14 protein-coding genes are annotated in these 11,628 nt (G+C 68.7%); 7 read left to right on the top strand and 7 right to left on the bottom strand.

Annotated elements, in window-relative coordinates; translation table 11 throughout:
* The first annotated feature begins 17 nt into the window (after nt 1–17).
* The 7 genes from ON30_RS39855 (at nt 18) to ON30_RS32015 (ending at nt 4,922) form a co-directional block, all read left to right on the top strand.
* Entirely contained in the window at nt 18–200 is a 183-nt protein-coding gene (locus ON30_RS39855) for a hypothetical protein (protein WP_156371430.1), read from the top strand.
* A 39-nt stretch (nt 201–239) separates the two neighbouring features.
* Nucleotides 240–434 carry a cold shock domain-containing protein gene (locus ON30_RS31995; RefSeq protein WP_040713673.1) on the top strand — a complete coding sequence of 65 codons (195 nt, stop codon included), beginning with the start codon at nt 240–242 and terminating at the stop codon, nt 432–434.
* The gene (locus ON30_RS32000; protein WP_040713676.1) at nt 431–1,048 is read left to right on the top strand and encodes a TetR/AcrR family transcriptional regulator; all 618 of its coding nucleotides are present in this window, start codon (nt 431–433) and stop codon (nt 1,046–1,048) included. The genes ON30_RS31995 and ON30_RS32000 overlap by 4 nt, the downstream gene beginning before the upstream one ends.
* A gap of 3 nt (nt 1,049–1,051) precedes the next feature.
* The gene (locus ON30_RS39860; RefSeq protein WP_156371431.1) at nt 1,052–1,201 is read left to right on the top strand and encodes a hypothetical protein; all 150 of its coding nucleotides are present in this window, start codon (nt 1,052–1,054) and stop codon (nt 1,199–1,201) included.
* Nucleotides 1,202–1,214: 13 nt separating this feature from the next.
* Nucleotides 1,215–2,045: an SAM-dependent methyltransferase gene (locus ON30_RS32005; RefSeq protein WP_275426237.1), complete on the top strand. Its 831-nt coding sequence runs from the start codon at nt 1,215–1,217 to the stop codon at nt 2,043–2,045.
* A 343-nt stretch (nt 2,046–2,388) separates the two neighbouring features.
* A complete protein-coding gene (locus ON30_RS32010; protein WP_156371432.1) occupies nt 2,389–4,119 on the top strand; it encodes a hypothetical protein in 1,731 nt (576 codons plus the stop codon).
* Between the two features lie 110 nt (nt 4,120–4,229).
* Nucleotides 4,230–4,922, top strand: a complete 693-nt coding sequence (locus ON30_RS32015) for a hypothetical protein (RefSeq protein WP_040713680.1) — start codon at nt 4,230–4,232, stop codon at nt 4,920–4,922.
* Nucleotides 4,923–5,376: 454 nt separating this feature from the next.
* Here the strand turns inward: ON30_RS32015 and ON30_RS32020 are convergent, their stop codons facing one another.
* The 7 genes from ON30_RS32020 to ON30_RS36745 form a co-directional block, all read right to left on the bottom strand.
* Nucleotides 5,377–6,921, bottom strand: coding sequence for a flavin-containing monooxygenase (locus ON30_RS32020; RefSeq protein WP_082393609.1), 1,545 nt, complete (start codon nt 6,919–6,921; stop codon nt 5,377–5,379).
* The gene (locus ON30_RS32025) at nt 6,918–7,586 is read right to left on the bottom strand and encodes a GNAT family N-acetyltransferase (protein WP_040713683.1); all 669 of its coding nucleotides are present in this window, start codon (nt 7,584–7,586) and stop codon (nt 6,918–6,920) included. Before ON30_RS32025 ends, ON30_RS32020 begins: the two co-directional genes overlap by 4 nt.
* 103 nt (nt 7,587–7,689) lie before the next feature.
* Nucleotides 7,690–8,355 carry a GNAT family N-acetyltransferase gene (locus ON30_RS32030; protein WP_040713685.1) on the bottom strand — a complete coding sequence of 222 codons (666 nt, stop codon included), beginning with the start codon at nt 8,353–8,355 and terminating at the stop codon, nt 7,690–7,692.
* 34 nt (nt 8,356–8,389) lie between these two features.
* Nucleotides 8,390–9,247 carry an MBL fold metallo-hydrolase gene (locus tag ON30_RS32035; protein WP_051030282.1) on the bottom strand — a complete coding sequence of 286 codons (858 nt, stop codon included), beginning with the start codon at nt 9,245–9,247 and terminating at the stop codon, nt 8,390–8,392.
* 169 nt (nt 9,248–9,416) lie between these two features.
* The gene (locus ON30_RS32040) at nt 9,417–10,334 is read right to left on the bottom strand and encodes a hypothetical protein (RefSeq protein WP_156371434.1); all 918 of its coding nucleotides are present in this window, start codon (nt 10,332–10,334) and stop codon (nt 9,417–9,419) included.
* Nucleotides 10,331–11,209, bottom strand: coding sequence for a hypothetical protein (locus tag ON30_RS32045; protein ID WP_040713688.1), 879 nt, complete (start codon nt 11,207–11,209; stop codon nt 10,331–10,333). Before ON30_RS32045 ends, ON30_RS32040 begins: the two co-directional genes overlap by 4 nt.
* The coding region (locus ON30_RS36745; RefSeq protein ID WP_157184019.1) for a DUF4913 domain-containing protein at nt 11,206–11,628 on the bottom strand (423 nt) is incomplete at its 5' end. The genes ON30_RS32045 and ON30_RS36745, both read right to left, overlap by 4 nt.

The following is an 11,628-nucleotide window of genomic DNA, read 5'->3' on the forward strand; positions in this document are numbered from 1 at the left end:
CCGAAAGGTACTGCGCCATGCGACTTCTACACCGGATCCCCGCACTCTTACACACCACCGTGCGCACGCTGCTGCAAGCCCTTATGTACGCGCTGGTCGCCAGCTTCGTGCTCGACACGGTCACCGCACTCACCCGACGCCGCAGTATCGCCGCCGCCCACCACGCGGTCACCCACTTCGGCGACCACCACACCCAGTAGCCGCGACGACCCAACCGGTAAGAAGAGGAAGGTGAGAGCGTGACGTTCGGGACCGTGAAATGGTTCAACCACGAGAAGGGATTCGGGTTCATCACCTCCGACCTCGGCCCGGATCTGCTCGTCCGCCAAGCAGACATCCACAATCGCGACGCGTTACTCCGCGATCAGCGGGTCACCTTCGACCACGTCGACAGCCCGAAAGGCCCTCTCGCGCAGAACGTCCGGCCCCGATGAACGCCCCGAGGCCCGGCCGCCTGCACAGCAAGCGACGGACCCGGCGACGTCTGCTGGTGGCCGCGCGGCGACTGTTCCTCACCCACGGCTACGCGGCGACCCACGTCACCGAGATCGCCGCTGCCGCCGGGTACACCACCGGTCCGCTGGGCAAGCACTACCCCTACAAACACCTGCTCGGCCACGAAGTCGCTGAAACCCTGACCGCGATCGCCCTACACCGCATCCACGCTGCCCGCCCGACCAACCGCAGTGACCTGGTCATGATGCTGTCGGCGTGGGCGGCCACCGTGATCAGCCACCCCGGATGGCTCTGGTTCGAACTCGAACTCGCCGCGACAGGTCCCGAGAACCGCGACCAGCACGTCGACCGCAGACAACGCATCCACACCGCACTGACCGAACTGCTCGCCACGACAATCGAACCCGCTCCCGAGAACGATCCCGCCACCACCGCCGCGTCACTGATCGCCACCCTGGTCGGATTCACCGTCTGCCCGCTCGATGACACCATCGCAGACAACCAGCGGGTCCGAACGCAGATCGAAATCCTCCTGCGCGGCGACACCGACCGCCCGTCTCCCGACACGACCACCCCGGCCCAGGAGAGCTGACCCATGAGCCGTCCCACTCGATCCGACACCGACCACGACCACCCGGCCCGCACCCCACGCAGCGACGAGCCCGCCTTCACCGCTCCCACCGACGACGATCCCGACGTCGTCACCGTTGTGCGGGCCGCACTCGAGGCGGTTCGCGATTACTGAGCCCGCCGTCCCGTTGCCCGGTACACCGTCGGCGTCGGCTCGAGACGGGTACTGCGCAGGTAACGGTTTCGATGAGACCCGGCCTGCGGCGGCGCGCGTGATCGCGTCCTGCCTCGGCGGCAAGGACGCCTACGAGATCGACCGCCATGCCGCCGCGCGCCTGGACGCCGCCCTGCCCGGCTTCCCGCGGCTGGCGCAGACGAACCGGGACTGGCTGCACGGAGTTGTCGCCGATCTCGCCGCCGCCGGAGTACGCCAGTTCCTCGACCTCGGTACCGGCCTGCCGTATCCGCCGTACCTGCACCACATTCTCGGCGAACACCACCGCGATCATCGGGTGGTCTACGTCGACCGCGACAGCATGGTCGTGCGCCACGCGGTGGCCCACTACAAGGACCGCGCCGTCGCGGTGATCCACGCCGACCTCACCGACCCCGATGTGGTCCTGCGACTGGCCCAACGTCACGGCCACCTCGACCTCGACCGGCCGGTCGCCGTCCTGCTGTCCGGAGTCCTGCACTATATCGATGACCGACACGTCGATATCGCCGCGCTCACCCGCGCCTACACCGACCTGCTTGCCCCCGCCTCGTATCTGGCCATCAGCCACTACCACCGGCCCGGCACCGACAGCGACACCGCACACCTGGCCGAAACCGCCCAAGCCAGCTTCCTGGACATCCTCGGGTGCGGCTGGTTCCGCACCCGCGAACAGATCCACAGCTACTTCGCCGACCTCGCGATCCTCGCCCCCGGCCTGCGCACACCCCACGCCGACGCGCATGCCAGATTCCGCACCCCAGCCGGTCAGCTCCTGCTCACCGGCCTCGCCCGCAAAACGTGACTCCACGCAACGGCTCGCCCTGGGCGGCTCGGCCGAGGCTGCCCGACAGTGGTGATCGCGGACCGACTGCCGCGCACTGGTGTCGGCGTGCTCGCTCGGCGGTCGTCGGCCAGACGGCCGGGGGTCCGATCAGTTCGCGACTACTCCTGATGATCCGCTGTACTGGGTGACCCGATAAGCTTCGCTGGGTGGCGCACCCGTTCCCGGCGAATCCTTCTGCGATGCGATATCGATCGGCCGCGCGAACGAGTCCCGATGGCGGCCGATGAGGCCGGTCACGCTCCCTTCCGAGGTTCTCGATCGTGAGGACTTCGACCGTCACAAGATTCCGATCCCCGCCGCGGTGGATGATGCCACCGTCGAGTTGGTCGCGGCGAGGTCGGGTAAGTGGCATGCCCGCAACGGCTGTCAGTACGGGCGCGAGGGCACCCTCCAGCAGATCCCGTTGCTGGGGATCCGGTGGGACCAGGTGTGCCGCAACTGCGGCAACGCCGCCAGATCTGTCGACCCGAACCACGCGGCCACGCTCCGAGCCGTCGCTGAACTGAGCGCGATGCGCCGACACCTCGACGCGTTCACCCACGCGCTGGCCGATCCCGAGGCCACCTTCGTGTGGCTCGATTACGCACGATGGCGTGCCGGATGCCCGATCTCGACGGCGTCGATAGCGGAATCGCTCGACCAGATCCGGGGTGTTCGGGGCTATTCGCGCACGATCGCGGCCATCAACAGCGCGGCCCTGGACTACTCGCGCCGACACGAGGAGTTGCTCGCGCAGTTGGCCACCCGGCTCGGCTCCGACGCCGAGGACGGACTGCTCGATCGAGCGATCGACATCGTGGACACCGACTCCCCGGCCCGCGCGGAAAGCGAATTGCTCGCCGCCATCACCGGGACCACCTATTCCGGTTTCAGGGTCTACGGCCGGCCCGATCGGTCCTTCGACGCGTGGACCTCGGTCGCTGGTCTCTGGCTCGCCGCGCACCGGCAGGGCCGCGACGATCCCGCCACGATCACCGCCGACATCACACGGCTTGTCGCCCACCACCTGTCACAGGTGACCGACCTGCCCCGGTTACCGGTCGATCCCACGGTGTCGGTCCATCCCGCCGATACACCGCAGAGCTGGGCGGATCGGATGTTTGCCAGGTTGCGGGACCGGACCGTCACCGCCTGGGTGGACCGGGCGGAAATGGCCCTGCACGGGCTGCGCGGAGTTCATCGCCGCGACGAAAGCACCGAGCCCGAACGCGCCCTGTTGGTGCCCGGGTGGCCACTGCACATCGAATCCCGCGCGCGACTGTCCTACCTGACCCAATATCCGCACCTGCTGGCGCCCGTGCCGATCGAAAACCGGTACGGCACCAGCGTGTCCTACGACTTCGACGACCGCGACGGGACCACGGTGGCGGTGCTGCGGGTGCCCGACCATGCCGCCGAACAGGCGCACGCCATTTCCTCCCACATCCGCTCCATATCCCTGACCGGCGAGGTCGACCCCACCACGGCGGCTCGCCAGCTGCTGCGCGAAGTCGGGGTCGTGGTCCATCCGCTCGACCTCGCTGACTCACCTCGACCGTCCTCGCGTGTCGAGACCGAACGCCGCCGCCTGGTCACCGCGCACAACGACACCCAGTTCCGGTACCACTCACGCCCGTTCGCCCTGAACAGCCGCGCGCGTCCCTCGCGCCTGCACGGCCAGGACGGTAGCTGGACCACCTGGGAGGCACGAGCGGCGTTCAACGACCTCGGCTCGATATTCATCCCCGGGGTCGATGATCTCGAACTGTTCGCGTTGGCCTTCTCCCACAGCAACGTCCACACCCCCACCGACGTGCAGGTCCGACTCGAAATCGCCGCCGCGCAACCCCCGACAGTCCATCCGCGGCTCGGCCTGCTCCCCGCGATCGAGCATCCCCTCACCGAACAGAGCGCGGGACTGATCGATCTCTCCGCGGCCCTGCACGGGATCACCGCGGACCACAGCGCCGTGCTCCTGGAGATCAGTCCGTGCCGTGAACCGGTCACCGTGCCACTGAACAGCATCGCCGTCATCCAGAGCGTGCGCCGCTAGACCCACCGTCGCGGCATCGGCCAACCGAAGTCAAGCCGTCCCTGCTGTACGAACTACGCAGTAGCAACCTCTCGCACGGCAAGGCGAGCGCCGCGGGCAACAATAAGGGCATGACGACCGACACCCTCACGGCGCGGACCATCGAATTGTGTGACGACCGGGTACATCGGGCAGCTGAGATCCGCGAAGAAATCGGTTGCCGGTGGGCCGACTACCTCGGCGAACACCCACGGTCGTTGACTGCGGTTCCTGGGCAGACCGACTGCGAGTGGATATTCGGCGTCCGCACCGTCATTCCGATGCCGATTCGGCTGAGTACCCTGTTCGGGGAGTGGCTCTACGAATTGCGCGCGGCACTCGACGCCACCGCCTATTACCTCGCCGTACGCGACAGCCACCAGGACCCGCCACCGAACGCGCGACGTATCTACTTCCCCATCAAGCTCGACGCTGCGGGCTACGACAAGAGTCAGCACCGTTCCGACCTGAAAGCCCTCTCGGACCGAACTTTTCAACTGCTCAGACGAGTCCAACCCTTCCAGGCCGAGCCCGACCACCTTTCCAACGCCCTGTGGTGGATCGAGGAACTCGCGCGCATCGACCGGCACCGACGTGGGCACGCCTTGGCACCGCACATCGGCAGAATCAGGCTCGGCCTGAAAACGCCGATCACAAGTCCGCGCTGGCTCGTTCCCGAGGGTTCATCGAAGCGAATTCCGGCAACGGATGCACTGACCCCGCTGCTGGCCTTCACGACGCCGCCGGGTTGGACCGAAAGGACGTTCGCGATCACGTCGAGCTGACCGACGATTCGGTAACCAGTTGGCTCGATGTCACCGAGTGGGCGGACAAGGCATCCGACCCGATGAGTGCCATGAATCTCGAGCGCCGCATGGGCAATTGCGAGCAGCAAATACTCGACGGAATCGTTCGGCCACTGCTGACCGGCGAAGTCGATCCATCCACTACCCCGTCACGGTCTGGAGCCGCCGAGACCGAACACGCAGTCGAAGGTGCCCCGTAGGCGGCCAGCCGTAAAGACCGGCTACGCCAGGGGCATCGCACACACGCAGTGTCTGCCGGTGGCCGATCGGCTGTGGTCCGCTCTCGAACGCCTGGTGTGAGGGGTGCTGTGGGCGTATCGTTCGCGGGAGGTCGGCACGCACGCTGATCGTCGTCCGAGTGCCGCCGGATCCCCTTCCCGGCGGCACTCGGACGGTGTCGAGCCCGTCGACTCGGTTCGCGCGGAGTGCGAGTTCACCCGGCGAATGCCCTCGCCGCGGCGTGGTGGGCAGTCGAGGTGAAGCAGTGCATGGGCGGGTTGCGTCGCAACATCGTGCGATAGCGGCCCACCGTCGCGGGCCAGGGGTTGGTGACCGCGCCGCTGGTGTGTTTGTACCAGCTGTGCGGGCTGTGCGGCCACACCGTCTTCTCGATGGCCCGGTCCAGCCATTCCTGGTAGGCCGACATCACACCGGCGTCGACTTCTATTGCCGTGGCACCGGTTTCGTCCCGCATTCGCAGGCAGGCCAGGATGTAGTCGATCTGGAGTTGTTTCATCGCCGGGTTGCTGCCCGCGGCGGTGAAGGTGTTGGGTCCGGCGAGCAGGAACATGTTCGGGAACCCCGGCAAGGCCATGCCGTAGAAGGCCGATGCCCCCTCGGCCCACTGCTCGTGCAGCAGTCGGCCTTCGCGTCCGGACACGGCGACCTCGGCCAGGAATCGGGAGGCGTGGAAGCCGGTGGCGTAGATGATCGTGTCGGCGTCGTGGTGTGCCCCGTCGGTGGTGGTCAGTCCGTGGGTGTCGAGTTCGTGGATCGGTGTGGTGATCAGCTCGACGTTCGGTCTAGCCAGGCTCGGGTAGAAGCCGTTGTCGAACACGATCCGTTTGCCGCCGATCGGATAGTTCGGTGTCAGTTTCGCGCGCATCACCGGATCGGGTATGTGGTGTCGGAGGTGACGGCGCGCGAACGCCTCGGCGGGGCGGGCTGGCCAGGCGCGGCGCATGATCGGGGCCAGCAGGTGATCGGCGCTGTGGTGCAGCAGCCGACGGTAGGCAGTGTGTGCGCCCGGAACGGCCAGCAGCCCGGTGGTGATCGGCCCGAACGCCGGGCTGGGTTTGGGCAGTACCCACTGCGGTGTGCGTTGGAAGACGCGGACCCGGGTGGCGGTGTCGGCGAGGTGGGGCAGGATCTGGGCGGCGCTCGAGCCGGTGCCGATGACCGCGACGGTCCGCCCGGACAGGGGGTGGTCGTGGTTCCAGCGCGCGGTGTGGAAGGTGGTGCCGCCGAATTGCGTGTGTCCGGGCAGGGCGGGGACGTGGGGGCGGTGGAGTTGGCCGAGCGCGAAGACCACGGTTTCGGACCGGATCCTCTGTCCGGAGTCGGTGACCAGTTCCCAGCAGCCGCGCTCATCGAGATAGGTGGCGGCCGTGATCCCGGTCCCGGACCGCAGGTGCGGGGCGAGTCCTTCCTGGGCGACGATGCGGTGCAGGTAGTTCAGGGTCGCGCGTTGATCGGGGTAGCGGATGCGGCGATCTCGGTAGGGCGCGATCGGCAGCGAGTACAGGTGGGCCGGGACATCGCAAGTGCATCCGGGATAGGTGTTGTCGCGCCACACTCCCCCGACGTCGCCGGATCGCTCGAAGACCGCGAACCGGGTGACACCGGCTCGCCGCAGTGCCGCGGCCATGCCGATCCCCCCGAATCCGGCGCCGATGACCGCGACCTGGAGCCGCGCTCGGTTCTCGGTGGATCGTTGCCGGTGTGTGGACGGCCGCGCCGTGTCGAACGGTCTCGTCATCGGCGATCGCCGATCGTGAGATGGCAGACCGACCCCTCGGGGGTTCGCGGGGTGATGAGCGCGGGCAGGTCGGTGTGCGGGTGTAGGTCCAGTGGTGTTCCCGGTTCGGATATGTGCCATCGATGCTGTCGTGCGAATCGCTTGTGCATCGGTTGGGTGGGGTCGAGGTGTGCGTAAATGATCTGGACGTCGGATTCTTCGCAGATCTGGACGGCTCGGCGCAGCAGTGTGGAGCCGATTCCGCAGTGCTGCCACAACGCGTCGACGGCGATTCCGTGGACTTCGACGGTGCTCAGCGCCGCGTGGAGCACGGCGGCGTGTCCGGCATCGGCCAGGCGCACGCACAGTGGCATCGACGGTCCCGCGGTCAATCCACCGACCGGTATTCCGTCGACGAACGCGATCAGGGCCATCGTTCGTGCGGCGACGACGGTCGGGATGCTGACCGGTGCGCGTAGCCTCCGCAGGACGGTCGACGCGAATCCTCGCGTCAGTCCGGTGGACAGTAGTCGGGCGTCGTGGATGCCGAGGAGGTGGCGTGTGGCCTGTCGTGGCATCGGGTTTCCGGCCTCGCGGCGCCAGCGGGCTACATCGCTCACTTCGTTGCGGGTGACGGCGTGGCGTATTTCGACCCCGGGTGCGGTCGAACGATCGGTGGTGAACATAGGGGCAGTCCTTCGGTGTGTTCTGCGGCAGGCGCGGCCGATGGGCGCGGTTGCGGGCGGGGGTTCGCGCGCCCGGCAACCGCGTCGTCGTCGTGTGCTGCCCTCAGCGGAGGTTGTGGGTGAAGAAGCGGTCTTCGCTGGAGGTGTAAATCCTCAGCTCGAGTCCGGCGAGGGAGTCGAAGTCGATAGCCGCGCCGGGGGTGTGGACGGTGAGTCCGCAGCTGCGATAGAAGGTCGATAGTGGTGGGGTGTTGGGGAATTGGCCGTAGAGCACGTGGGATTTGAGTGCCCGCGAGGAGCGGATGGCACTGCGGACCAGGGCCGCTCCGGCGCCGGTGCGCCGGTGTTGTTCGTCGACGGCCAGGACCTGGATCTCGCTGGTGCGCAGGAGTGCGAGCAGTAGGTGGTCGGGGCTGTTGGCGATGACGCGGGTCAGCAGCCACATGGTCGGCCCGCTGATGACACCGCCGGCGATCTCGCCGTCGACAACGGCGACCGAGGCACTGGTGCGGGTGGCCGCAGCGGCAGGAACGCCGTGGGTGTCGAGGGTGCGGCGCAGCGTGGCGCGGGCGCTGGTGTGGCCGCTGCCGAGTAGTCCGTCCTGATGGAAGCCGAGTAGCTGCTCGACGAGGAAGTCCGGGTCGCCGACGCCGCTCATGGCGGCCCAGCGCACAAACTGGTGTAGTTCGGCTTCGCTGTCGATCTCGCGCACGGCGATGCGGGGTTCGCCTCGATCGGTGTCGAGGGTGGCGCTGTGGTGGTGGGTCATGGTGTCGTCCTTCTTCAGCGGTGTGTGATCGCGGCTATTCGGGCTGCCAGTGGGCGGTGTGTTCGTGGTCGACGACGCGGCCGAACTGGATGTCGGCGAAATGCATCCCGAACCCGCGGGTGTGGGGCTGCGCGAGTTCGCGCAGCAGCCGGGCGGCGGAGTCGCGCGACTGGGCGGGGTCGTCGTCGGCGGCGCTGGTCAGGCGTGGGTGGGTGATCTGGATCGGGGTGGTGAGGGCGTCGCCGAACACGACCAGGCGCTCGCCGAGGCTGTCGAGCAGGTAGCTGGTGTGGCCGAGGCTGTGTCCCGGTGTGGGCAGGGCGCGCACGCCGGGGAAGAACTCGCCGTCGGGTACCGGTCGGATCTGGGTTTCGAAGGTGGCCAGGACTTCCGGGGGTGTGCCGTCGGCGACGGCGAGCTCGCGGTGGTCCCATTCGGTGGCGCCGATCAGGATCGGGATGCCGGCGAAGATGTTGATGGTGGTGTCGGTGTGGGCCTGCCACAGCCAGCCGATGTGGTCCATATGCAGGTGGGTGAGCGCGACGAGGTCGATGTCGTTGACCGATTTCCCGGCCGCGGCGAGGCTGTCGATGAGTTGCCCGCCGCGCAGCTGCCCGACCGGGGTGGGCACGGCCAGGGGGCCGAATCCGGCGTCGATGAGCATGGCGCGGTTGCCGTATTCGATGAGCAGGGCGCCGACGCTGGCCACGAGGTAGCCGTCGGGGTCGACCAAAGCCGAGAACTGACGCCACACCTGGGCGTCGGCGTCGGGCAGCCAGCGGCGCGCGTCCAGCAGCGCCACGCCGTCGGGCAGGTAGGTCACGCGATGGTGCCCGAAGACTCGGCGGCGCAGTCCGGCCGGGCGGGTGAGTCGGTCGTTGGTGACGGTCACGGTGGGTTCTCCTTCTCGGGGTGTCCGAGATCTGTTGTCTCGGTGCGGGATCGGCCGACGGGTTCGTCGGCGGTCGCGATGGTTGTCGGGTCCGGGCGGGTCGTGTCGCCCGCGTGGGCGGGTCACGTCTGCTCCTGTGCTGGTTGCGGGCGCGCCGAGAGCGGCCAGGTCACGGGTCGGGTCCGGACTCGATGGCGGCCTGATGGTCGGCGAACTGGTCGAGGCGGGCGTCGTGGTCGCGTTCGGGCTCGACGCCCTGATCCGGATCGGGGTCGGTGACGGCCGCGGCGACCGCGGCGACGATGTCGTCGGCGGGGGCGGTGCGCGGTGTGGCGGCCAGTCGGGTGCGGGCCTGTTCGAGCCATTCCGTGGGGGCGGGCAACGCCGCGTCGGTGGTGTCGCGTTCGGGGGTTTTGGTGAGCTTTCGGCGCGCGGTGTCGCCGAAGGCGGCTCCGGTGTAGGTGTGCCACAGGGTGTCGAGGTCGTCGAGGGACAGGTCGCGGTAGAGGGTCAGGCGCTCATCGAGGCGGGCGGCGGCGGTGGCGGTGATGCGTTCGCGCTGGGCGGTGCTCATGCCCAGCGTTGTGGCGGTGACGACGGCGCGCTGCCAGAGCGTGTGCATGTTGCGACGGAATTGGTGCTCGTCCACCGAGTTCGGGTCGACACGGATCTGGTGGTGGGCCAGCAGATGCTCGCGAACTGCCGCGACCGCGGCCATGTCGGTGAGCAGGCGGGTGTCGGAGGCGACCCGGTGGCGGTTGCCGCGCCGTGGTGTCGCAGGTAGGGGCGGGGGCAGGATCTGGTGCGGGGTCCATGGCTGCTGGGAGAATCCGAGTCGCCGTGCGACATCGACCCAGGCGGCGGGCACCCCCGTGCTCCGGACCCTGACTTCGAGCAGGCCCCGCTCGCGGTCGACCCGATCGAGCTGTTGTTGCTGGGCGAGCCGATCGGTGACCGAGAGCCCCGCGGTGTCGAGCAGATGCCTGCGTCGGGTGGCTTCGGCGGCCAGCTCGTGCACGCGCCGCAATCCCTCGGCCTGATCGGACGGGATGTCGCGCACCCGCACCGGCAGCGAATTCGCGCTCACCACGGACTCGCCTGCGCGCTCGAGAAAACCGGTGCGGTGCCGACGTTCTCGCCGACCCACGGCTCATCGGGAGCGGCGACATCGCTGAAGCGCACCTCGAGGCCCGATCCGTTGTCGCCGTGCAATAAGGATTGCTGGTCGCTGTCGGGCAGCGCCGCGTCCAGCGCCGCGCACAGTTCGCTGGTGGGCGCGGTCCGCAGTGCCTCGGGAGCAGGCAGTGCGGGGCTGGTCTCGGTATCGACACCGGCGGCGGCCAGCGCGGTGGCTTGTGCGGTCCAGCCGCTGGTGTCGGTGTCGGCGGCGGTGTGCCAGCGGTGCCGGATCTGCTCGGCCGCCACCCCCTCCAGGGTGGCCGCGCCCGCGGCGGCCCAGTCGTCGAGCTCGCCCCACAATTCGGTCGCCTGGTCGGCGGTCAGCCCGAGCAGGTTCGCCACACCGGCGGTGCGCATGTAGAGGGCGACCGTGTTCGTGCGCAGGCTCGCCGACACTGCGGTCGGGGTGTGGGCGTGCAGCTGTCGGTAGGCGGTGTCGAGGGCTGCCCATTCCTGGATTCGAGCCACGTCCTGGCCGAGACCGCCCAGGACTCGGTCCCAGTCGATCGGGCCGGGACGGACCAGATACAGCTCCTTGCGCCAGCCGATCCCGCGGTCGCCGCGTGCGCGGGCCTGGTCGAGCCATTCGGCCGGTACCGCGCCCGCGGTGGCGGCGGTGAGCAGGTTCTCGCGCCCGAGGGCGTGGCGCTGGTACGCGCCGAACCACTGCGGTGAGGGTGCGCCATCGATTCCTTGCGCTTCGGTGAGCAGGTCCGCGAGGGCGCGACTGGAGTTCTGGACGGCCGCGAGTACGCGGGTCTGGGCTCGGGTGGGTGTGATCACGGCTGCTCCTGGGTGTCCTCGCCGGGGGCGAGGAGTCGGTAGTCGGGGCCGAATCCGAGTCGTTCGATCACCGGGCGCGTGCCGGGCGCGCCGAACCAGTTGCGGGGCACACGGCTGGCGGTGAGTCCGGGCAGGTCGACGTGCTCGCCCGGTACGCAGCGGTGCAGGGGCCCGTTGGCGGCGTCGAGGACCAGGCGCATGGTGGGGTCGATACCGCGGGTGAACAGCGACGACATCGCGGTCTTGTTCGCGGAGATGACCGCGGCCTCGAACGCGGCGTGCAGGAGCGCGAAGCGGACCGCGACGCTGTGGTGTTCCCACCAGCGGGTGCACCAGGTGTAGGTGCCCTCCCGGTGCTGGCCGGCGATCCGCACCGAGGTCACCGGCAGCAGCCAGTCCTGCACCCAGAGCCGGTAGTC

It is taken from the genome of Nocardia takedensis NBRC 100417 (assembly GCF_000308695.1).
GTDB classification, from domain to species: domain Bacteria; phylum Actinomycetota; class Actinomycetes; order Mycobacteriales; family Mycobacteriaceae; genus Nocardia; species Nocardia takedensis.